Below are 21,655 nucleotides of genomic sequence, written 5' to 3' on the forward strand. Positions count from 1 at the left end.
ATCCGCGCCCCGCCCGCCTCGGTCATCCGACGATGCCGTGCCCGCGGCGGAGCCGTCGCAGCTCATCGTCATTTGACGCATCCGGACGGCGGCCGTCGCGGCCCACGATGAGGGCGTTCCCAGCGACATCGGAAGGTGCCCATGGCGCAACTCAGCCAGTACGACCACGCGGAAGCCCTGGTCGACGGAGCCCACGAAGTCTTCGGCTTCCATCCCGGATACCGTGCCCTGCACGCCGACGGCCGGATCTACCGCGGCGCCTTCCGCGCCCTGCCGGCCGCCCGTCACTACACCCGCGCCGCCCACCTCCAGGGCGACCTGATCCCGGCCTCGGTGCGCTTCTCCAAGGGCGGCGGCCGCCCGGACGCGCCGTTCGGCGCCACCGTCGGCATGGCCACCCGCTTCTACCTGCCCAACGGCCGCACCACCAACCTGGTGATGCTCAGCCAGCTCCTGTTCCCGGCCCGCAGCCCCGAGGACCTCCTCGAAGCCATCGCACTGGCGGCGCCTCCGGAGCCCGGCGGCCCGCTCGACAAGGCTGCCCTGCGGCCCTTCCTGGCGAAGCACCCCGAGGTCGCGAACGTCCTGCGGATGCGTGCCGCCTCGCTGGCCCCGACCAGCTTCGCGCACAGCGAGTTCCACGCCGTGCACGTCTTCCGCTACCTCAACGAGGACGACGTCCTCACCAACGTCCGGTGCCACTGGATCCCGCGGGCCGGGGTCGAGGGCCGGCCCGTCGAGGAGCTGGCGGCGATGTCCCGCGAGGTCCTCCTGGACGAGTTCGACGAGCGCCTGGCGACCGGCCCGGTCGGCTTCGACCTGGTCCTGGAGATCGGCCAGGACGGCGACCCCCTCGACGACCCGACCGCCCTGTGGCCCGAGGACCGGGAGCGGGTCACCGTCGGCACCCTGCAGATCACCGCTCCCGTCACACCCGAAGAACTCGGCGACCCCGTGATGAACCACGACCCGACCAAGGTCACCGATGGCATCGAGCTCAACGACGACCCCATCCTCCAGGCCCGTCGCGGGGTCTACGAGGTCTCCGCCGCCTACCGGACCGGCGGCTGGCACACCTGCCCGTTCGCCAGGCACCACGAGTGACACGCCCATGAAAAAAGTGACCCGGACCCTCCACGTATCACGACTGAGAACAGCCTTCGAGGAGAAGCACGCCATGACCGACACCACCACCGCCACCACGGACGAGCGTTACGCGCACGCCCAGCCCATCAGCGACCAGCCCGACGGACCGGGCCGCCGCATCGGCAAGAAGGGCGAGCTCACGATCATCACGCCGCTGACCCCGAACGGGGGCAAGATCTTCCGCGAGCGGGTGGCGAGCATCCAGGCCCAGGCCGGCTACTGGGAGACCAAGGTCGGCACGGTCGACAACTTCCGCATCCTGCTCTTCGACAACGACACCCGGATGCTCATCACCCTCGTCTACGACGGCGACTTCAAGCCCTACCTCGCCGACATCGGCCGCGCCCAGCCCTGGCTGGACGAGATCTTCGGCGAGATCGTCGAGGGCTACAACGGCTACGACGACCCGGGCACCCCGGAGCTGGTGATCTCCCGCTCCTACTCGGCGGACCTGTACTTCCACGCCACCTCGGACAGCAGCGTCCACGACGTGAAGCGCATGAAGCGTCTCAACGACGCCCTCTCCGAGGTTCTCGATGCGGCCAACTGACGCCGTCGGTGCCCTGGATCTGGACCGGATCCAGGGCACCATCCTCCGCGAACGGCCGCTGCCCTACTTCGGCTCCTACCTGCTGTACGAGGTCGGCGACGCCGCAGAGGGCCGTGCCATGCTGCGCCGGCTGCTGCCCCACGTGACCACGGCCGCCGGCTGGGAGCACCCGGCCCAGGACGCCTGGCTCAACGTCGTCCTCACCCACCCGGGTCTGGCCCGCATCGGGCTGCCGCGCGAGATCCTCGAAGGCTTCCCCCGCGAGCTGCGCGAGCCGATGCGCACCCGCAAGGAGTTCCTGGGCGACATCGGCGAGAGCGACCCGGCCAACTGGGACATGCCCGAGCACGGCTCCTTCGACATAGGGGTGCTGCTCATGGCCCCGGACGAGACCGCGTTCGCCGAGAAACTGGCCATCGGCCACGGCGCCCAGGAGGACCTGCCCTCCGTGCGCCGGGTGAGCCGCCTCGACATCCGCACCCCGGACAACCTGCGCGAGCACTTCGGTTACGCCGACGGCATCAGCCGCCCGTACATCGAGGGTCAGGGCGGCACCCCGAGGCGCGGCCAGAGCCTCGCGAAACCGGGGGAGTTCGTCCTCGGCTACGTCAACGAACTGGGCCGGACCGCCACCGGCCCCGGCCCCGAGGCGCTGTGGCGCAACGGCACGTATCTGTCCATTCGCAAACTCCACCAGAAGGTCGCGGAGTTCCGCCGCTTCCTGACGGCGCGGTCCGAGGACGAGTACGGCGCCGAACTGCTCGCCGCGAAGATGGCCGGCCGCTGGCGCAGCGGCTGCCCGCTGGCCCTGTCGCCCGACAAGGACGTGCCCGTCGACCCCGAGCGGCTCAACGACTTCGCCTACTACGACGACGACCCGCGCGGCCTGCGGACCCCGATCGCCTCCCACATCCGCCGGGTCAACCCACGGGACGCGCTCAAGGACACCATCGTCGACGTCCGCCTCCACCAGCTCCTGCGCCGGGGGGCCGCCTACGGGCCGATGCTCCCCGAGGGCGTCCTGGAGGACGACGGCGTCGACCGGGGCGTGGTCCTGGCCTTCGCCAACGCCGATCCGGCCCGGCAGTTCGAGTTCGTCCAGTCCCAGTGGGTCAACGACGGCGACTTCATCTCGGCCGGCGCCGACCAGGACCCGCTCGCGGGCAACCACGTCACCGACGCCGACTTCAGCTACGCGGCGAAGCCGGTGCGGCGCCGACTGCGTGGCTTGCCTGCCTTCGTCGTGACCAAGGGCGGCGAACACGTCTTCCTGCCCGGCGTCAACGGCCTGCAGTACCTGGCCGACGGCCGCTGGTGAGATCCGTCGCTTCATCCGCCAGTCCAGTCATGAATCCCACGAGGAGAAGAAACGTGTGGTCATCCCCCTACGCCTGGAGAGGCGTCGTGGCCGTCGTCCTCGGCCTGACCGCGGTCGTCTGGCCGGCCATCACCATCGGCGCCCTGGTGATCCTGTTCGCCGTGAACTGTTTCATGAGCGCCGGGAACGACGCCGCCGTCGCGTTCCGCGGTGACCGCGCCGGCCCCGTCGTCGGCCGTCTCCTGCTGGCGTTCATCTCGCTCGCCGCCGGAGTGACCGCGCTCGTGTGGCCCGGCATCACCGCCCTGGCGCTCGCCGTGTGGATCGCGATCTGGGCGGTCGTCGCCGGTCTGTTCGAGGTCGGGTTCGCCTTCCGGCGCGGCGCGCCCGCAGGCAACCGCGCGATGTGGATCCTGAGCGGCCTGGCCACCCTGGCCTTCGGTGTCGTCCTCGCCGTCCGTCCCGACGTCGGCGTTCTCACCCTCGCCACCCTCTTCGGCTTCTACACGATCGTCTACGGCGTCTCCGCCCTGGTGACGGCCGCGCACACCGCACCCCGTGCACAGCCCGACCGGAACCAGGACGAAAGAAGCCCGCAGTGGACGTGAACGGGAAGACCATCGTCGTGACCGGCGGCGCCAGTGGCATCGGTCAGGGCCTCGCGACCCGGTTCGCGGCCGAGGGGGCGCGGGTGGTCGTCTCCGATCTCGCGGCGCAGACCCCGGCCGGGACCGGACTCCGATACGTCCAGGCCGACGTCAGCAGGGAAGCCGACATCGAACGACTCGTCGCCGACGTCCTCGCCCACGAGGGCCGTATCGACCTGTTCTGCTCCAACGCCGGGATCGGCCACGAGATGGACCCGATGACCCCCCAGGGGGTCTGGGACAAGGTGTTCGCCGTCAACGTGATGAGCCATGTCTGGGCGGCCCGGCACGCCCTGCCGCACATGCTGGAGCGGGGCGAGGGCTATCTCCTCAACACGGCCTCGGCCTCCGGACTGCTCACCGAACTCACCAGCCCCGGTTACGCGGCCTCCAAGCACGCGGCGGTGGGGTTCGCCGAATGGCTCGCGTTCACCTACGCCGACCAGGGCATCCGCACCTCGGTGATCTGCCCCGAGGCGGTCAGGACCCCGATCCTCGACGCGGCGCCGTACCTGCTGAGCAACGCGATCACCGTCGAGGAGGTGGCGGAGACCGTCCTCCAGGCCATCCGGGACGAGCGGTTCATGATCTACACCCACCCGACCACACCGGGCCGCTTCCAGCAGAAGGCCGCGGACTACGAGGCGTACATCGCCGAGTTGCGCGTACGACGAACAGCGGCGACCCGGGACGCGCGCTGAGGACGGCACGGCCTGCCGTGCGCCGGAGAGGAAATGCCCGGCAGACGAACTCGTCAGGGATGGTGCTCCACCCTGGACAGGAGGGGAGCATCATCTCGCCGGTAAGGGCATCCGCTGCGCGAAGGTTCTGTCTTTTCGGCTGAACTGGGTGGACGCGGCGGTTGCTCCGGCCAGCGCCCGCCTCGAAGACCCTCAGGGGCCATTGAGGGGCCACAAGGACTCGGGCGAGGCGGTGGTGGTCGCGGTAGGTCGCGAGCGGACGAGCGTGGGGATGGCGGCACGAGGTGCAGGGCGTGGCCGACGGCTCGGTCTGACGCGGGAGAAGGTGATCGCTGCGGCGGTGACGATGATCGAGCGGGCCGGGCCCGACGCGTTCTCCCTGCGGAGACCGGCCACCGGGCTCGACATCGAGAACATGTCGCTCCACGACCACGTGCCGAACAAGGAAGCCCTGCTCGACGGCGTCGCCGAAGCGATCCTCGCCCGGATCGACTTCCCGGACCTGAGTGTTGGCACGCGGCAGGACCGCATCCGGGCCCACGCCGTCGCCTTCCGGGCCGTGGCCGAGCGGCACCCAAGACGTTCCCGCTGCCCCTACCTGGCGGTCATCGACCATGATGTCGAGTTCTACTACGGACTGTGGAACTGCTGATCTCCGGGCTGGCGGCCCCGGCCGGAGTTCCCTACGAGGGTGGCCCGTCCCTGGGCCGTTCCTGAGGAATGTGGTTCTCGTTGCCCACACGGCCAGCCACGATGGCTGTCCGACAGGGCTCTTCTGGGGGCCGCTCGGCGACTGTCCGTCTTCCGAATCGGCGCCACAGTGGCGCCTGGCATCGCAGGGCACAGCATGAGCCCCGATACGCCGGTCGCCGGCGGGGCGTATATGACGTTGATTGTCATGTATCTATACGATGCTTGAGATATGAAGTCGGATCGGTTGCTCTCCATCCTGCTGTTGCTGCAGACCCATGGGCAGATGTCCGCCAGCGAGCTGGCGTCGCGCCTGGAAGTGTCGGTGCGCACGATCTTCCGGGATGTCGAGGCGTTGTCGGCCGCAGGGGTGCCCGTGTACACGGAGCGTGGCAGCAAGGGGGGCATCGCCTTGCTGCCGGGTTATCGGACCGATGTCACCGGACTGACCGCCGACGAGGCCCGTGCCCTGTTCGTTCTGGTCACCGAGCAGGCCCATGCCGATCTGGGGTTGGGGCAGGCCATCGGTTCGGCGTTGCGGAAGGTGATGGTGGCGCTGCCGGCGCCGTTTCGCGGGGACGCCGATCTGGCAAGCAAGCGGATCATGATCGACCCAGTGCGCTGGCGCAGCAGCCCGCGGCCTTCGGCGGTCGATCTCGGTGTGCTGCAGGCGGCGGTGTTCAACGACCGTCGGCTGCGGCTGCGCTACCGGCACGGCCGTGACGCCCAGGTGCGCTCGTACACGCTGGATCCGTACGGGCTTGTGAGCAAGGCGGGAGCCTGGTACCTGGTGGCGGACCACAGGGGGCAGCCGATGATGTTCCGCCTCGATCGGATGCTGTCGGCGTCGCTCCTGGAGGAGTCGGTGCGCCGTCGCGACGGGGTGGAGTTGGCGGCGGTATGGGACGCGCTGCGGCAGCGCGTCGACGCGATCCCAGCCCCGGTGCGTGTGGTCGTGAAGGTGCAGCGGTCGGTGCTGGCCCGGTTCCTGCGCTATCACGAAGCCGAGCTGACCGGTCCCGCGCCGGACTTGGCGCAGGCCGAGGCAGAGGCGGGGAGCGCGGGAGAGCGGGTGGAGCTGGTCTTGCGCTTCCCTGCGCTGCGGTCGGCCGAGCAGCTGCTGGCGTTCGGCCCCGCTGTCGAGGTGGTGGAGCCGGCCGAACTGCGTGATGCCTTGGTCCGCAACGCCCGGCAGACCCTCGCCCTGTACAGCGACGCCACGGGCGACTGACGACGAGGGTGCGACGACCGCGGGAGCACGGAAACAAAGCGCCCGGAAAGCGGAAAAGATACATGACGCTTCTTGTCATGTATCTCTGGCCATGATGAGGCACGACCTTACGGCCCCGCTCCTGTGGGCCGGTGCCTCTGACGTGCGGCCCACTCGCGCCCATGCGAGTTTGTCGTACGCAGGGGGAAAGAATCCCGGAAGGAATACCCCCCATGACCGCCACCATCGGAACCGCTCAGAAGATCGCTGACGAGTTCGTCCGCGCCTGGCTCGCCGGCGACGTCGAGAAGGCGCTGGCCTTCCTCGCCGACGACATCGTGTGCGAGGCCCCCAACGGCCGCTTCGAGGGGCTGGACCGCTACCGCCAGTTCCTGGAGCCCTTCGCGAGCGGCATCATCAGCGCCACGGTCATCGACGTACTGGGCAACGACACCCACGCCACCACCGTCTACACCACCGACGTGCCCTTCGCGAAGGACTTCCGCGGCGTCGACTACATCACCGTCAAGGACGACAAGATCAACCACATCATCAGCGTCTTCGACCTCTCCCCGATGATCCAGGCCGGCGGCAACCCCCAGCACTGACCAGCCCGCAAGCCGGACCCGCCGCCCTTCAACCGGCGGCGGGCCCGTCACACCCTCTGCCCCCACACACCAACGAAGGCGACATGGCGGATACTGCCGCAGCACTCGGCGAGGCACGAGAGGACAAGATCTACTTCCCCGAGCCTCTGACCCCGGCCGCCGTCATCCGGCGCCCCAACCGATTCATCATCGACGTCGACATCGAGGGAAAGTCAGTCGCCTGCCACTGCCCGACCACTGGCCGCATCGGCAACCTCGTCGTGGACGGCCTGCCCTGCCTGCTGTCGCGCAGCCACAGCAGCACCCGCAAAACCTCCTACACGGTCGAGGCCCTCAGCGTCGATCCGCCCGGCACCCCGCGCCCCGCCTGGATCGGCATCAACCAGACCGCGGCCAACCGCTACGTCGAACAGGCGCTCCGCAGCGGGCTTCTGCCACGGATCGTCACCGCGGAATCCGTACGGCGCGAGGTCCGCCTCGGTGCTTCACGCCTCGACTTCCTCGTCAACAACGACACGTACGTCGAGGTGAAGACCCCCCTGGACAACCTCCAGGTGACCCTCGGCGAACACATCCGCACCCGGCCTCGCCCACCGCTGGCTGCGACTGACCGGCTCGTGAAGCACATCGGTGAGCTGGGCCGCAGCCTCGAAGCCCACGAGCGTGCGATCCTCCTGATCTGCTTCCTCTATGACAACCCCGGCTTCCGAGTGCAGCAGAGCAGCCACCACGCCGACGTCGAAGCCAAGGTCGCCCAGGCCGTGAACCGCGGCGTCGAGATCTGGCAGATCAACTTCGAACTCGACCACTCCGGCGTGCGCGTGAGCCGCCAGCATGAGCTGACTCCGCAATTCCTCGGTTGACAGCCTTCATCGGCTCGCTGCCGCGTGTCCCACGCCCCTGCCCCGGACACGTCCGTTGGCCCAACTGCGGAGCGAGAGCGTTGACCGCTGACACCCGTCCTTGTCCGCTGGACGGAGCGTGCCCCGTGCCCAGGAGACGCGCCCATGAGCAGTGCCGACCTTCCCGAGCCCGTTCTTCACTCTCCAGATGCGTTGCTGAACTTGATCGGGTGGTGGGTGAGGATGCTCTCCTCGAAGTCCGTCCGGGGGTTCCACCGGCCGCCGGTCGACCCCTCCACCATCGGACGCTGCCAACCACACCCGGATCGGCCCGAACAGACAAACGGGGCCGGTCGACCGAGAGGGGCGACCGGCTCCGTCCGGCGTGCGGGGATGGGATCAGCTCATGTGGACGACGGTTGTCCCCTCGGCGTGCTGCTGCTTCTTCATGTCGATGGCGGTGGTGGTGACAGCCAGGGCGGCGAGGAACATGACCGCGGTAGCGGCGAAGGCCATGGTGTAGCCATGGGTGAGGGCGTCGCCGGCCTTTGCGATCAGGATCTGGTTCCTGGTGGCGAGACCCTGGTAGAGGGTGGCCGCGGCGTTGGGGAGCCGGTCGTCGGCGGCGTTGGTGGAGAGGGTCGACAGGACCGCCAGGCCGAGGGCGCCGCCGATCTGCTGGGCGGTGTTGAGGAGCGCGGAGGCGATGCCCGTTTCCTGGTGTGCGACGGAGTGGACCGCGCCGAGGGTCATGGGCACGAAGCTCATGCCCAGGCCGAGGGCGGTGACGAACATCGCGGGCATGAGGTGGGCCGGGTAGGAGGAGTCCGGGGCGAGCGTGGTGAACCAGAACATGCCCGCGGCGGCCACCAACAGGCCCGGAGCGGCGACCACGCGCGGGGCGACGTGAGTGACGAGCTTGGAGCTGACGCCGGCGGCGGTGGCCATGCCGATGCTGAAGGGCAGGTAGGCGAAGCCGGTCTTGATGGCGCTGTAGCCGAGGATGAGCTGCATGTAGAGGGTGAGGAAGTAGAAGAAGGCGATCATTCCGGCGCCGACGAACAGCATGGTGGCGTAACTGCCGGATCGCGTGCGGTTGCTGAACAGGTGCAGCGGCATCGTCGGGTGTACGGCTCGCTGTTGGACGATCAGGAAGACCAGCAGGAGTACGGCGGCAGAAGAGAAGGACACGAGGGTGAGGCTGTCGGTCCAGCCCTGCTCGCCGCCGCGGGTGATGCCGTAGACCAGTGCGAGCAGGCCGCCGGTGCCGGTCGCCGTGCCGGGGATGTCCAGGTGGCCGGGGTGGCGCCCGGCTTCGACGAGCATGCGGGTGCCGGTCAGGATGGCGACGCCTATGGGGATGTTGACGAAGAACACCCAGCGCCAGTCCAGGGCGTCGGTCAGGATGCCGCCGAGCAGCAGACCGACCGTGGCGCCCAGGCCGCCCATCGCTGCGTAGACGCCCATCGCTCTGTTGCGCTGGTGGCCGGCCGGGAACGTCGTGGTGATCAGGGCCAGCGCGCTGGGCGCGGCGAGTGCCGCACCGACGCCCTGCAGGACGCGGGCCAGGATGAGCAGGCCCTCGTTCGGGGCGAGGCCGCCGAGCAGCGAGGCCAGGGTGAAGACAGCGATGCCGACCCGGAAGACGCGGCGCCGGCCGTACAGGTCGCCGGCCCGGCCGCCGAGCAGCAGCAGTCCGCCGAAGGTCAGCGCGTAGGCGTTGACGACCCAGGCGAGGTTGGCGTCGGACACGCCGAGGTCGGTCTGGATGCTGGGCAGGGCGATGTTCGTGATCGTGGCGTCGAGGATCAGCATCAGTTGCGCGGCGGCGATCACGACCAGGGCGAAGCCCAGATGGCGTCCGCCGGGCGAGCCGGTAGGCGTGCCCGCGTCAGCCGTGGCGGTGACAGTCGAACTGTCGGAAGACATGGAAGAACTCCACGAGTGGTGAGTGATTGCATTCCCGAGAGCGTCGGATGGGGAAGATGGCCCGCTAATCCGTGGGAATGGGAAGACATGAGAGTAGCACCGCATGCAATACAGGCGGGACCTGGAAAACGATGCGGGCGGGTGTGGTAATTCTCGCGCTTGCATTCTTGTGCATGATGTGGGCAACGCCGCTTCGAATAGCGACTTGCCCACAGTCTCGCGGAGTTTGCAAATAAAGCTGCGTTCTACATTTGATTGCTCATCGGATACGGTTCGTAAAATCCGTCCCTGCACCGATGTGATGCCATGAATTCTCCGGTGAGATTCGCTCCGGCATCCTGGCCGGCTCCGCAGGCCCGTCCTGAGACCCGGCTCCCCCGGCTACGACGAGACCAGTGCGATGCGCAACGGCCCGGGCTGACCGCCAGTCGGCACTGACCGCAGTACGGTGCCCACGGACGCCCGGTGGTTGTCCCCGCGATCCAGGCGTTCGCCGTGTTGGTCCTGGACGGCCTGGTGGCCGCATGCGTACGGCTACCGCTTGCTTCAAGTCGCCTGCCGAAACACGGCGCATACGACGTCCACAACTGCCGTGCCGCACAAAGCATCCCCTACCGACGGACAACGAACGGCGTGGACTGCGAAGGCGTTCAGTCTCTTTCCTTCAGTCCTGTCGCCCGCCCCTGATCATCCCAGTCCACCTCCAGCACGAGTTCGACCGCGTCCCGGTTGAGAGGGCCAAACACATGAGGGAACAGGGTGCTCTCGGGGACCCCTGGCGGCGGGACCGGAACCGCTGGCTCCCACTCGCATGTCGCGGTGAGCCGGTCCACGTCGAGAACGAGCGTCAGCAACGGTCTTGGCGCGTCCAGGTAGAAGGCGTTGACGATGGCGATCGTGGTCTCCACGTCGGGTGAGCAGTGGACGAACCCGTCCTCCGAGAGCGACCCGGGCGCGTACGGGCTGTCGGGGTGGGCGTTCCAGCCATCGAGTGAGACCACATGCTGGATCGTGGCACGGCTGGACATGTTGGCTGTGGCCTCCTCCAAATGGGGGCGCGGGGCCTCGGACCGCGAAACCCCGCGGTTGAATACAGCTGCCTTTGGCAGGCCACTCGGTCACCGTCGACACGCATCAATAGGGGCGGTGTCGTAGCAAGCTCATCCTGGCGGATTCACTCCTCCGGTAATCGCGGACGTACGAGAGATCCTTGGCGCTGATGAAAAGAAAGGGGTGATGTCTAATGGCTTCCTGGGTCGGGGGTGAGAGAGGCAGATCTTTCACCCCCTTGTTCCGCGAGGTGTGGCGGTCTCCGTCAAGGTGTCTTTGTTCGTGGGCTCGGGTGCGCGGCGGGTCCGGCTTGCGGGCTGGTCAGTGCTGGGGGTTGCCGCCGGCCTGGATCATCGGGGAGAGGTCGAAGACGCTGATGATGTGGTTGATCTTGTCGTCCTTGACGGTGATGTGGTCGACGCCGCGGAAGTCCTTCGCGAAGGGCACGTCGGTGGTGTAGACGGTGGTGGCGTGGGTGTCGTTGCCCAGTACGTCGATGACCGTGGCGCTGATGATGCCGCTCGCGAAGGGCTCCAGGAACTGGCGGTAGCGGTCCAGCCCCTCGAAGCGGCCGTTGGGGGCCTCGCACACGATGTCGTCGGCGAGGAAGGCCAGCGCCTTCTCGACGTCGCCGGCGAGCCAGGCGCGGACGAACTCGTCAGCGATCTTCTGAGCGGTTCCGATGGTGGCGGTCATGGGGGGTATTCCTTTCGGGATTCTTCATCGTTATGCGTGTCACATATGGCGTAATGCGAGGTCGCTCACCGGGAGATCCGAGCTGGATCGGTTGGTCGGCCTCCCGGAGGTTCCTGTCTCATCCTGGCGGGGGATACATGACATGAGGCGTCATGTATTCCAGAAGTCTTTTGGCGATTCCGCAGGGTCCTCCAGCGCGGGAGTGTTCAGGTCACAAGGCCCTGAGCTGGGCGGCTACGACGTCTGCCAGCGGGGTGGCGGGCCGTCCGATGAGCTGTTCGAGGTCGGTGCTGGGCGTGTACCAGTCGCCGTGTGCGATGGCGAGGCTGGTGTCGGCCAGCAGGTCGGCGAACGCCTGCGGCACGCCCTGAGCGGTAAGGGCCTGGGCGTACCGGTCGGCGGGCAGGTCTTGGTAGACCAGTGGTCTGCCGGACTGCCGGGAGACCTCGGCGGCGACGTCCGCGAGGGTGAAGGGGGTGCCCCCGAGTTCGTAGACGCGGCCGTTGCCTTCCGGCCCGTAGGCATTTCCGGGATGCCCTTGGCCGGTCAGGACCACTGCCGCTGCGGCGGCGAGGTCGGCTCGAGTGGCTCCCGAGACCTGGCCGTCCGCCCCGCAGCCGTACGTCACCCCTGAGTCCAGGGCCGGAGCCAGGTCACCGAGCTCGCCCGTGTAGAGCTCGGTGTAGCCGCCGTTGCGCAGGAAGGCGAACGGGATACCGGACCGGAGGATGTACGTCTCGGCCTGCTTGTGCTCGTCGGCCAGACGGAGGGTGCTGGTGGGGGTGTTGACGAAGCCTGCGTAGGCGATGAGGGGGATGTGTGCGGCGATCGCCGCGTCGACCGCGTTCTTCATCTGCGGGAATCGCTGACCGTACTCGGCGGACGGTATCAGCAGCAGCCGGTCCGCTCCCGTGAAGGCGGCCGCGAGGGTGTGCGGTCGGGTGTAGTCCGCCTGGCGGACCTGCACACCCAGCTCAGTGAGGTCGGCGGCCTTCTGCGGAGAGCGCACGGCCGCCGTGATCTGATCTGAGGGCACACCGCGTTGGAGCAGTTCCGCGACGACGAGGCGGCCGAGTCGGCCGGTCGCAGCAGTGACGGTGATCATTCTCGGGGACTCCTCGTGGGTAGCGGCAAGGGACTCGCAGGCCAGGTGCCCGGCCGCGGTGAGCAGGACTGTGCCCTCAGAGACAGGGCGGTACGTGATTGGGCCTGGTGCGCTCATCATTCCCGCCCATACATGGCACATTGCGTCATGTATGGGACACGGGAAGCGGACGATCGCCTGCTTTCGGGCAGGTATCTCCCCGGCCGAAACATGTACGCAGATATATGACGGAATATGTCATGTATGGCTGAATACGTTGGCTGGGCAACGAAACGCAGCGGCGCCCGCGCCCCGATCCTCCGATGCCCTCCCCTAGGTGCGGCGCAGCGGTGGAGCCTGGTTCGGCCTGCTCGCGTGACCCCGCTCGGCAGTCGAGCATCCCCCAGGAGACACACATGCGCAGGATTCAGTACCACACCTACGGCGGCCCCGAGACGATGCGGCTGGAGGAGTTCCGGATTGCCGCCCCGGCAAACGGGCAGGTGGCCGTCACGGTCAGGGCCACGTCGGTGAACCCGATCGACTGGAAGCTGCGGCAAGGCGAGTTGAAGATGATGACCGGCCGCTCCTTCCCGCGCGCGATGGGCTCGGACTTCTCCGGCGTCGTCAGCGCCGTGGGCCCGGACGTCACCCGGTTCAAGCCCGGCGACGAGGTTTTCGGCATCGCGCGGCTGAAGGAGAGCGGAGCGTTCGCCGAGGCCGTCGTCACGCTGGAGTCCTACCTGGCCGTCAAGCCCGCCGAACTGTCCTTCGAGCAGGCTGCGGCGCTGCCGACCGGCGGGGTGATGGCCTGGAACGGGCTGGTCGAACGGGCCCGGCTGCGCTCGGGGCAGCGCGTGTTCGTCGCCGGCGCCACGGGCGGAGTCGGCGAGGCCGTCGTGCAGGTGGCCCGGATGCTCGGTGCACGCGTCGCCGGCAGCACCGGCGCGGCGTCCGTGGAACGCGCCCACGACCTCGCTGTCGAGCCGGTCTTCGACTACGCGCGCACCGACCTGGAGCAGCACGACGACCTGCACGGCGCATTCGACGTGGTCTTCGACACCTCTGGATCCCTCCCGGTGGGGACCGCGATGCGCATGCTGAAGAAGGACGGTGTCTTCCTGGACATCAACGCCACCCCGGCCAAGTTCCTCCACGCCGCCCTGATCCGGCGCCACAAGATCTTCTTCTGTAAGCCGACCACGCAGATCCTCACCGACGCAGCCCGGGCGGCCGTTGGCGGCCACCTGCGGATGTCGATCGGTGAGACCGTTCCGTTCGACTCCGCCATCGACCTGATCACAAGCCTGGAGAAGGGCCGCAAGATCCCCGGCAAGGGACTCGTCGTCGTGGACCCACGACCCTGAGCAAGTTTTCTTCGCGCCTCATCTCCCGCCAGGTACGCCAGTTCGGCGGCCTATCTGTCGGAGGTGAGGCAGATCCATGGCCACGGCGGCCTGCACGTCGCTGCACTCTGGGCGCTTGCTTCGGCCGCCGAGCTGTCTGAAGCGGGTGAACCGGCCTTCACGGGCGGCTGTCGCCGGTGTGGGCTCTTCGGTACCGGCCGGGCGATGTTGCGTACTCGCGCCCGAAGGCTTTGACGAACGAGAACTCCGTGGCGTACCCGGTCTGTTGTGCGATGGCGCGGAGCGGATCGAGCGCCCCCCGGCCAACCGGCCATGCCGAACCAGAACCACCCCCGAAGCGCGGTGCGCAGGTGCAGCGGCCTCTGACGGGGTTCAAGCGAGATGACCACCGACACCAGCGGCGGCGGCACTCCCGGATACCGCACCGTCCCCTCCCACGCACTCGACGGCACCCGCCAAGGCACCGTGGACTGGACCGACTGGGGCACCGACGCGGACGCCGCCCCCGCGGCCCTCGCCCCGATGACCGCCGCCCTGTCGCCCGGCACGTCGCCGAACGCGAGCCTGCCGCGACCCTGCCGGTCGTCGGCGCAGGTGAATCCGAGGGCATCAGGGCCTCGGGCTCATCCCGTTACTCCTTCGGCGCGGATCTCGGTCCCACCGCGCCTAAGCTGCGGGCGTGGATTACAGCGAACTTGAGGCGGAGATTCTCCGGCTGATCGTCGGAGCCACCGAGGGCAGTGTTCGTGCCTTCGGAGAGGAGACGGTCACCCGTCTGGTGCGGCCGGAGCTGCTGCGCGGTGCGGCCGAGGACGAACTCACGGATGAGGCCCGGGCGGCACTGACCACCGCGTGCGCGAACGTCCTGACGATCAGCGCCGCCGAGTTGCACGACGAGCTTGCGACGATCTATGACGGCATCCTGGTCGACGACGGTCTGGACCTCGGAGTCCTCACCGTCATCAGCGCGTTGGCGCACTGGCAGAGCTACCTGGAGCAGAACCGGCGCGGCGAGGTCTACGAACTCGCCATCCGTTCCATCGAGGACATCGACCAGGAGGTGTCCGCGGATCTCGACGACTTCCTCGCCACACCGGAGATGGCGGCCGAGTACGAGCGCATCCGGCGGCTGCTGGCCCCAGACGCGAAGTAGGGGCGCCCGGCGGAAGCCGACAGCGCACGGACGGTTCGGTACCACCACCGAAGTTCGCCGCGGGCGGTCTGCCGGGCAGTCAGTCCCCGGCCCGCACGAGCCCGCTCTCGTAGGCGAAGATCACTGCGTGGATACGGTCGCGGAGGCCGAGTTTGGTCAGGATCCGGCCGAGGTGGGTCTTCACGGTCGTCTCCCCGACGAAGAGGCGGTCGGCGATCTCGCCGTTGGCCAGTCCCCGGGCGACCAGGGCGAGGACTTCCCGTTCCCGCTCGGTGAGCGCGGCCAGGCGGCTGCGCTGGGCGGGCGCGGACGTGGGGGATTGCAGGACGAAGCGTTCGACCAGGCGCCGGGTGAGTGAGGGCGCCACCATGACCTCGCCCCGCAGCACCGCACGGACGGTCACCAGGATCTCCTCGGCGGGGGCGTCCTTGACGAGGAAGCCGTTCGCGCCGGCACGCAGGGCGGCGTAGGCGTACTCGTCGAGGTCGAAGGTGGTGACGACGAGGATCCGGGGTCCATGCGGCTGCGCGCAGAGGTGTTCGGTCGCGGCGAGCCCGTCCAGACCGGGCATGCGTACGTCCATCAGGACGAGGTCCGGCTCCAGGGCGGCCACGCCCGTGATCGCCGCGTCGCCGTCGGTGGCCTCGCCGACCACGGTGAGGTCGGGCTGGCTGTCGATGACCATGCGCAGTCCCATCCGGATCAGTTCCTGGTCGTCGCAGATCAGCACCCGGGACGATGACGGGCCCTGGCCGGTCATGGGGTCGCCGTGGTGGGCTCGGGCTCGGTGGGGCGCAGGGTGGCGGCAACCCGGTAGCCCCCGTCGAGTGTGGGTCCGGCGTCGACGCTCCCGCCGTACAGGGCGGTGCGTTCGCGCATGCCGGTGAGTCCGTGCCCGCTGGAGAGCAGCGGGGCGGGGTGCTCCGGGACGGTTCCCGCTCCGGCTCCGGCTCCCGCTCCGGCCGAGTTCTCCACCCGGACGCGGACCAGCCGTCCGGGCCCCTCCTCGGTAGTACCGGTGTCGACCCGAACGTGGATCGTGGCGTTCGGCGGCGCGTGCTTGACGACGTTGGTGAGCGCCTCCTGCACGATGCGGTACGTCTGCACGGTGAGATCCGCCGGAAGGCCGCCCGGCTCTCCGCGAAGGTCCAGCCGGGCGCGCGTGCCGTTCGTGTTGAGGCGCCCGACCAGCCGCCGCAGATCCGCCGAGAGGGACTCGCGGGCCTCACCGTTATCGGGTCCGAGTCCGGGGCTGGGACCGAGTCCGAGTCCGAGTCCGGGTCCGGGGCCGCCGGCTGAGGCGTCCGCGTCGGGGGTGCGCAGCACCTCCAGCAGCCGGCGCAGTTCGTCCAGGGCCTCGCGGCCGGTCGCACTGATCACACCGAGGGTGCGGTCGACGACCGTGGGGTCGGTGTGCCGCATCAGCCTGCCGCCCTCGGCGTTCAGCACCATCACGCTCACGCCGTGTGCGAGGACGTCGTGGATCTCGCGGGCGATGCGCGCCCGCTCCTCGGCCACGGCGACCCGGGCCAGGGCGATGCGCTCCGACTCGGCGAGCGCGACCCGTCGCTCGAACTCGGCGATATAGGCGCGCCGGGCCCGGACGTACTCGCCGAACACCCAGGCCCCGGCCAGCAGGAGCCCCACGGCGAGCGGGGTGAGCCAGGCACCGCGGGCACCCGGGCCCCCGTAGTCCCGCTGCCAGGCGGGGATCCACAGCACCACGCAGCCGACGGCACAGATCACCGTCCCCGCGGCAGCCCGGCGCAGGCCGCGTACCGTGAGGGTGGCCAGGACCGCGGCCAGGGCGACGGCGCCGCGTCCCGGTTCCTGTCCCCACACCTGCCCGAGAAACTGCACCCAGAACCCGGCCGTCACCAGGGCCGCGACCAGCACCGGCCGACGGCGGCGCCACAACAGGGGCAGTACCAGGGCGGCGTACACGCCCGTCTGTACCCAGACGGGCCGCCAGCCCGGCTGGGGGCGGATCACCGGGGGCACGGCAACCAGCACGACCAGCAGCAGGTCCGTCAGCCACGGATGTCCGCGCCGCAGGCGGGGCAGGGTCTCAATCAGCCGTCGCACCGCCTCACGCTACGGCCGGGGCCCGCTCCCCGGCATCGTCCTGGCGGGCGTCACGGGGTCCTCCCGCAGTCGTACGGACACCGGCCGGGGATACGACGTGCGGCCACCCGGGGCGTTTCCACCATGGCCGCCATGTCGATCACCACCGAGTTCCTCAGACGGCCCCTCATGACCGGTGCCGTGGCGGCCAGTTCACGACGACTGGCGTACGCGATGACCGAGGGTGTCGGCCTGGAGCAAGCCCGGACCGTTGCCGAGCTGGGCCCGGGGACCGGGGTGTTCACCGACGCGATCCTCGCCCGGCTGGCCTCCGACGCACGGCTCGTCGCCGTCGAGCTCAACCCGGTGCTCGCCGCCCGGCTGACGGCCACCCGGCGCGACACCCGCCTGACCGTGGTGCAGGGGTCGGCGGCCGATCTGGCCGCCACGGTCGGCGAACCGGTCGACGCGGTGGTCTCCGGGCTGCCGTGGACCGTCATGCCGCAGAACCAGCGCGGGTACATCCTGGATGCCGTGACCGAAGTCCTCGCGCCCGGCGGCCGGTTCACCACCTTCGCCTACCTGCACGCGGCCTGGACCCCGCCCGCCCGTCAACTCACCGCCGAACTGGCCCGCCGTTTCGATCAGTTGGAACGCTCGAGGACGGTGTGGGCGAACCTGCCGCCCGCTTTCGTGCACCGGGCCACCCGGAGGCCGTGACCGCGGGCAGACCGGCGAGAGCGAGGAACACGACCGGGAAGACCAGGGCGCGCCGTCGCCCGTATCTCTCGGCAGGGCGCAGAAGTGGCCGCCGCCGGTGGAGGAGATGTGGTCGACGAGGGATTCGTCGATCGGCCGGGTCCGCGTGGCCGCGAACTGCCGTTCGGCGTCCTGCTGGTGGCAGCAGAACACCAGGTCCATGCGCACTTCGGTGGACGAACTCGTCAGGGATGATGCTCCACCCGGGACAAGGGGTAAAGGCATCATCTCGTCGGCATTGAGGGGTCACAAGGACAGGAGCACGTCGACAAGCACCACACAGAACTGACCCGGATCAGCATGTCCGACCTGAGAAAACGACAAGGATGAGCGTTGATCGGCAAGGACCGCCAAGATCGCCCAAGGACTCATGATCCGTCGGCCGTGGGTTCGAGTCCCCCCGCGCCACCACTCGCTGCGCGAGAGAAACCTTCTGAGCTGCGGCTCTGTTGTTCCCTCGCGCGGGGGGCAAGGCCTAGCCGGCGTCGCCGAAGCCGGCGATCGACAGGTGGGTGCCGCCGCGCAGATAGTGGCCGAGGGCGATGCCCGTCGTGGGCACGATGGTCTCCGGGATGGCGTCGGTGCCGGTCCAGCGGACCTGTACATGCTTGGCCGGTTCGGCGTTGACCGGCTCGCCGGTCCACTCGTGGGTGGCGAAGACGACGGTGAGGAAGCCGCCCGGTGCCTCGGCACCCCAGGCGCCGTGGATGAGGTGGGCTACGCGCAGCGACTCCGGATCGACGACCAGCCCGGTCTCCTCCCGTAGTTCACGCACGGCCGTCTCGGTGACGGGCTCGCCGGGGTCGCTCTTGCCGGCCGGAAGGTCCCACAGACCGTTCCCGTACTTGGCGCCCGGGCCGCGCTGCAGGAGGACGACCCGGTCGTTCTCCTTGTCGTGGACGATGACGGCGGCCGCCAGGAGGGTCATCGATTCCACCGCGGGCCGCAGGGCCGGTGGTCTGTCGCCGGTGCGCCGGTCCGCCACGGGTCTCCCTTCGTAGATGGGCTCGCTCGGCATGCTAGGGGAGGGTCGTCCGGCCGCGGTGCGGAATCGGTCCCGACGGCCCGCGGACGCCGTCGGCCGCTACACCGAAATGCTGATTGACACGCACAAACCACCGCCCTTGAGTGGACGCCAGGCAGAACCGCAGGGGGAGACGTCATGCCTGGTCACAGCAACTCATCCGCGCCGCAGCCGCCGCTGCAACCACCACTGCCCGGAGTCCCGAACGACCGGCTCTGCCGTGAGTTACTGGGGGCGAGCGACGCCGCCGCCGACACCGGCGACCTGGCGACCGCCGCCGCCCATGCCCGTACCGCGGCGATGCTGGCCGCCTCCGCAGGGCTGACGACCCACCTGCGGGCCGCCCAACTACGCCAGGGACGCCTGGCCCTGCTGGCCGGGGACCGCGAGGCCGCCGCCGACTGGTTCCGGCAGGCCGGGTCGTCGGACGCGGACCGGCCCCCACCGCGCCCATCGGACGACACGGCCCAGGCCGACCCCGGCCCCCGGCTCTGGGGGCGGCTGCGCAACACCTGGCGCGCTCCGGAACCGCAACGGTCTCCCGACCCGGCGACCGGGCCTGCCGCGGACCTCGCGCCGCATCTCGCGCCGCATCTCGCGCCGCACCTCGCGCCACAGTTGGCGATCGCCCTGCTCGGCTCGCTCAGCGTCAGCGTCCACGGCGTCCCCGCGGAGGGCTGGAACGGCCACCGCACCCGCTCACTGCTCGCCTTCCTGGCCACCCACCGCGACCCCTGGCCGCACCGGGAGGCCCTGATGGACGCCTTCTGGCCGGACTCCGCCCCCGAGGCCGCCCGCAACAGCCTCGGTGTCGCACTGCACCAGCTGCGCCAGACCCTGCGCACCGCCACCGGCGACCCCGTGGTCGTCTTCCGCTGCGGCACCTACCGGCTCTGCCCGGGCCTCGGCCTGTGGCTGGACTGCGACGAGTTCGAGCTGCGGCTGCACACCGCCCGCGACGCGGAGGACCGCGGCGACAAGACCGTCGCGGTGACGGACTACGAACAGGCGCTCGCCCTCTACCGGGGCGAGTTCCTCGCCGAATCCCCGTACGAGGAGTGGAGCGCCCTCTACCGGGAGCGGCTGCGCCTGGCCCACCTCGACGCCCTCGCCAGGCTCAGCGAACTGCACTTCACCACCGGACGCTACGTCCCCTGCGCCGAGCTCTGCCGCCGGCTGGTCGAACTGGACCCGTGCCGGGAGAGCGCCCACCGCCGCCTGATGCGCTGCCTGAGCCGGATCGGCCAACCCCACCTGGCCATCCTCCAGTTCCGCTCCTGCGCCAAGGCCCTGCGGGCCGAACTCGGCATACCGCCACAGCGCGAGACGGCGGCACTGTACGACCGGCTCCGCGCCGACCTTCCGGTGTGAGCGCCGCTTAACGCGTGGCTTAACTCGCCGGGCCGCGCGATTAAGCGGTGCCGGGCGAGGCGGTTAAGCGGCGTCCGGAATAACCGGTGCCATGGCCGGTGGCACCCCGCCGCCGAGCCGACCGCTCACGTCTCAGGGGGAGACCAGCATGACCGGACAACCCGAACTCAACAATCCCGGCTTCGGAGTCGACGCCAGGAACATCCGGGTGAAGGACAACGATTCCATTCCGTCCAGCCTGATCCTCACCGCTTCCCTGCCGATCACGGTCAGCGTGACCTTCGAGGCTCGTGGGTCCCTGCTGGGACTGATGGGCACGGTGCAGTACCGGGTGACCTACGCCTTCGCCTCGCTCTCGGGCACCAGCGACGTCACGCGGTCCGTCGACCGCCCGTTGATCACGGGCCCGACGTCGCCGCCCACGCAGGTGGTGCACAGCGGCACCGCCACCGAAGTGACTCTGCCGGTGGGCACGTTGGCGCCCGGGCTCTACCAGGTCTCGGCCCTGGTCCAGTTCCCCGGGGTCAACAGCATCGGAGCGTTCACCACGCTGCCGGTGATCGAGGTCATCAAGTAGCCGTGACCGAGGAGCTGACCCGCATCGACGGCGTCGGTGCGTCCACCGCGCGCAGACTGGCCGCCGCCGGAATACGTACCTGCGCCGAGCTGTCCGCCGCGTCCACGGACGAGGTGCTGGCCGCCGTGCACGACCTGCACGGCATGTCCGTGAACCGGGTCGAGCGATGGCGCAAGAACGCGGCGGAACTCGCTGCGGCGGAACCCGGGCCGGAGCCGGCCGACGAGGAGGAGTCAGTGACCTTCGTCCTGCGGGTCCGGCTCGACCAGGGCCGGGTCCGCGCGACGGAGATCCGCAGACTACGCACCGGGGAGACCCGGCACTGGCCCGAGTGGGACGCCCAGGCACTGCTGGCCTGCGTCCTGGGCCGACCGGTCCCACCGGAGGTCGACGCACAGCCGGAGCCGGAGCCGGAGCCGGAGCCGGAGCCAGAGCGGGAGTCGGAGACAGCGGTGGCGCCGGCGGCAGCCGGCGAGTCCGAGGCTCGCCCCGTGCCGCCGACGCCGACCGTCATGCTGGCCGAGCCCCGGCTGTCGATCGGGGACGGCGGCACCGTACAGGCTGGGGCGCCGTTCGCCTTGGACGTCACGCTCGAACTGCCGCCGTCGGGCGACCCGGAGCAGCGTTTCGCGTACTACGCGGCCGTCACCGAGACCCTGACCGGCGCCGGACGGCGGATGCTGGCCGAAGGCCGGGGCGTGGTGGCCGCCGGACACCCCGTCATCCGGCTGCCGTTGCCCGGCCTGCCGCCCGGCACCCACAGCCTGGGCGTCGCGGTCAGCCTCCGCGAACCCGGTGGGCTCCACCCGAGCGCGCTGGCGGCCACGGTGAGCGGGCTCGTGCTCAGCCTGTGACGGTGACGGTGACGG

The 21,655-nt window shown here is 69.6% G+C and carries 22 protein-coding genes; 15 read left to right on the forward strand and 7 right to left on the reverse strand.

All coding sequences use genetic code 11. The annotated features are described in order from the left end of the window. Positions 1 to 141 precede the first annotated feature (141 nt). The 9 genes from ACFWPQ_RS22860 (at position 142) to ACFWPQ_RS22900 (ending at position 7,733) form a co-directional block, all read left to right on the forward strand. The gene (locus tag ACFWPQ_RS22860; RefSeq protein ID WP_384037626.1) at positions 142 to 1,104 is read left to right on the forward strand and encodes a catalase; all 963 of its coding nucleotides are present in this window, start codon (positions 142 to 144) and stop codon (positions 1,102 to 1,104) included. 73 nt (positions 1,105 to 1,177) lie between these two features. Further along, the gene (locus tag ACFWPQ_RS22865) at positions 1,178 to 1,696 is read left to right on the forward strand and encodes a hypothetical protein (protein ID WP_383543913.1); all 519 of its coding nucleotides are present in this window, start codon (positions 1,178 to 1,180) and stop codon (positions 1,694 to 1,696) included. Further along, entirely contained in the window at positions 1,683 to 3,014 is a 1,332-nt protein-coding gene (locus ACFWPQ_RS22870) for a Dyp-type peroxidase (RefSeq protein ID WP_384037629.1), read from the forward strand. Before ACFWPQ_RS22865 ends, ACFWPQ_RS22870 begins: the two co-directional genes overlap by 14 nt. Before the next feature lie 53 nt (positions 3,015 to 3,067). Continuing rightward, the gene (locus ACFWPQ_RS22875; RefSeq protein ID WP_384037632.1) at positions 3,068 to 3,622 is read left to right on the forward strand and encodes an HdeD family acid-resistance protein; all 555 of its coding nucleotides are present in this window, start codon (positions 3,068 to 3,070) and stop codon (positions 3,620 to 3,622) included. Next, positions 3,613 to 4,362, forward strand: a complete 750-nt coding sequence (locus ACFWPQ_RS22880) for an SDR family oxidoreductase (protein WP_384037636.1) — start codon at positions 3,613 to 3,615, stop codon at positions 4,360 to 4,362. Before ACFWPQ_RS22875 ends, ACFWPQ_RS22880 begins: the two co-directional genes overlap by 10 nt. Positions 4,363 to 4,702: 340 nt before the next feature. Continuing rightward, positions 4,703 to 5,014 carry a hypothetical protein gene (locus ACFWPQ_RS22885; protein ID WP_384037639.1) on the forward strand — a complete coding sequence of 104 codons (312 nt, stop codon included), beginning with the start codon at positions 4,703 to 4,705 and terminating at the stop codon, positions 5,012 to 5,014. Between the two features lie 270 nt (positions 5,015 to 5,284). After that, positions 5,285 to 6,283 carry a helix-turn-helix transcriptional regulator gene (locus ACFWPQ_RS22890; protein ID WP_384037642.1) on the forward strand — a complete coding sequence of 333 codons (999 nt, stop codon included), beginning with the start codon at positions 5,285 to 5,287 and terminating at the stop codon, positions 6,281 to 6,283. A 212-nt stretch (positions 6,284 to 6,495) separates the two neighbouring features. Further along, a complete protein-coding gene (locus ACFWPQ_RS22895; protein WP_384037645.1) occupies positions 6,496 to 6,870 on the forward strand; it encodes a nuclear transport factor 2 family protein in 375 nt (124 codons plus the stop codon). A gap of 83 nt (positions 6,871 to 6,953) precedes the next feature. Further along, on the forward strand, positions 6,954 to 7,733 hold the full coding sequence (locus ACFWPQ_RS22900; RefSeq protein ID WP_384037648.1) for a DNA/RNA nuclease SfsA: 780 nt from the start codon (positions 6,954 to 6,956) through the stop codon (positions 7,731 to 7,733). A 378-nt stretch (positions 7,734 to 8,111) separates the two neighbouring features. Here the strand turns inward: ACFWPQ_RS22900 and ACFWPQ_RS22905 are convergent, their stop codons facing one another. The 4 genes from ACFWPQ_RS22905 to ACFWPQ_RS22920 all read right to left on the reverse strand — a co-directional run bounded on the left by ACFWPQ_RS22905 (position 8,112) and on the right by ACFWPQ_RS22920 (position 12,492). Further along, the gene (locus ACFWPQ_RS22905) at positions 8,112 to 9,641 is read right to left on the reverse strand and encodes an MFS transporter (RefSeq protein WP_384037651.1); all 1,530 of its coding nucleotides are present in this window, start codon (positions 9,639 to 9,641) and stop codon (positions 8,112 to 8,114) included. Positions 9,642 to 10,291: 650 nt separating this feature from the next. Next, on the reverse strand, positions 10,292 to 10,669 hold the full coding sequence (locus tag ACFWPQ_RS22910) for a DUF952 domain-containing protein (protein WP_384037654.1): 378 nt from the start codon (positions 10,667 to 10,669) through the stop codon (positions 10,292 to 10,294). Between the two features lie 343 nt (positions 10,670 to 11,012). Next, complete coding sequence (locus tag ACFWPQ_RS22915) at positions 11,013 to 11,387, reverse strand: nuclear transport factor 2 family protein (RefSeq protein ID WP_384037657.1); 375 nt, start codon at positions 11,385 to 11,387, stop codon at positions 11,013 to 11,015. A 211-nt stretch (positions 11,388 to 11,598) separates the two neighbouring features. Beyond that, the gene (locus tag ACFWPQ_RS22920) at positions 11,599 to 12,492 is read right to left on the reverse strand and encodes an NAD(P)H-binding protein (RefSeq protein ID WP_384037660.1); all 894 of its coding nucleotides are present in this window, start codon (positions 12,490 to 12,492) and stop codon (positions 11,599 to 11,601) included. A gap of 395 nt (positions 12,493 to 12,887) precedes the next feature. Between ACFWPQ_RS22920 and ACFWPQ_RS22925 the strand changes: the two genes are divergently transcribed. Beyond that, on the forward strand, positions 12,888 to 13,838 hold the full coding sequence (locus ACFWPQ_RS22925; RefSeq protein WP_384037663.1) for an NAD(P)-dependent alcohol dehydrogenase: 951 nt from the start codon (positions 12,888 to 12,890) through the stop codon (positions 13,836 to 13,838). Positions 13,839 to 14,517: 679 nt separating this feature from the next. Next, entirely contained in the window at positions 14,518 to 14,991 is a 474-nt protein-coding gene (locus ACFWPQ_RS22930; protein ID WP_384037666.1) for a hypothetical protein, read from the forward strand. Positions 14,992 to 15,070: 79 nt separating this feature from the next. Here the strand turns inward: ACFWPQ_RS22930 and ACFWPQ_RS22935 are convergent, their stop codons facing one another. Together ACFWPQ_RS22935 and ACFWPQ_RS22940 are read right to left on the reverse strand one after the other, a co-directional pair. After that, positions 15,071 to 15,751 (reverse strand): response regulator, encoded by a 681-nt coding sequence (locus tag ACFWPQ_RS22935; protein ID WP_384037670.1) that lies wholly within the window; start codon positions 15,749 to 15,751, stop codon positions 15,071 to 15,073. After that, positions 15,748 to 17,076, reverse strand: a complete 1,329-nt coding sequence (locus ACFWPQ_RS22940; protein WP_384037673.1) for a sensor histidine kinase — start codon at positions 17,074 to 17,076, stop codon at positions 15,748 to 15,750. The genes ACFWPQ_RS22935 and ACFWPQ_RS22940 overlap by 4 nt, the downstream gene beginning before the upstream one ends. A gap of 132 nt (positions 17,077 to 17,208) precedes the next feature. On the opposite strand from ACFWPQ_RS22940, the gene ACFWPQ_RS22945 reads away from it, so the two are divergent. Beyond that, the gene (locus tag ACFWPQ_RS22945) at positions 17,209 to 17,775 is read left to right on the forward strand and encodes a class I SAM-dependent methyltransferase (protein ID WP_384037676.1); all 567 of its coding nucleotides are present in this window, start codon (positions 17,209 to 17,211) and stop codon (positions 17,773 to 17,775) included. A gap of 514 nt (positions 17,776 to 18,289) precedes the next feature. Here ACFWPQ_RS22945 and ACFWPQ_RS22950 read toward each other — a convergent pair. Beyond that, a complete protein-coding gene (locus ACFWPQ_RS22950; RefSeq protein WP_384037680.1) occupies positions 18,290 to 18,832 on the reverse strand; it encodes an NUDIX domain-containing protein in 543 nt (180 codons plus the stop codon). Positions 18,833 to 18,976: 144 nt separating this feature from the next. Here ACFWPQ_RS22950 and ACFWPQ_RS22955 point away from each other — a divergent pair, with 144 nt between their 5' ends. The 3 genes from ACFWPQ_RS22955 to ACFWPQ_RS22965 all read left to right on the forward strand — a co-directional run bounded on the left by ACFWPQ_RS22955 (position 18,977) and on the right by ACFWPQ_RS22965 (position 21,640). Continuing rightward, positions 18,977 to 20,209 (forward strand): BTAD domain-containing putative transcriptional regulator, encoded by a 1,233-nt coding sequence (locus ACFWPQ_RS22955; RefSeq protein WP_384037683.1) that lies wholly within the window; start codon positions 18,977 to 18,979, stop codon positions 20,207 to 20,209. Between the two features lie 148 nt (positions 20,210 to 20,357). Next, entirely contained in the window at positions 20,358 to 20,786 is a 429-nt protein-coding gene (locus ACFWPQ_RS22960; protein ID WP_384037686.1) for a hypothetical protein, read from the forward strand. Positions 20,787 to 20,788: 2 nt separating this feature from the next. Next, positions 20,789 to 21,640, forward strand: a complete 852-nt coding sequence (locus ACFWPQ_RS22965) for a helix-hairpin-helix domain-containing protein (protein ID WP_384037689.1) — start codon at positions 20,789 to 20,791, stop codon at positions 21,638 to 21,640. Positions 21,641 to 21,655 lie beyond the last annotated feature (15 nt).

Origin of the sequence: Streptomyces sp. NPDC058464 (assembly GCF_042721035.1) — a bacterium.
GTDB lineage: Bacteria > Actinomycetota > Actinomycetes > Streptomycetales > Streptomycetaceae > Streptomyces.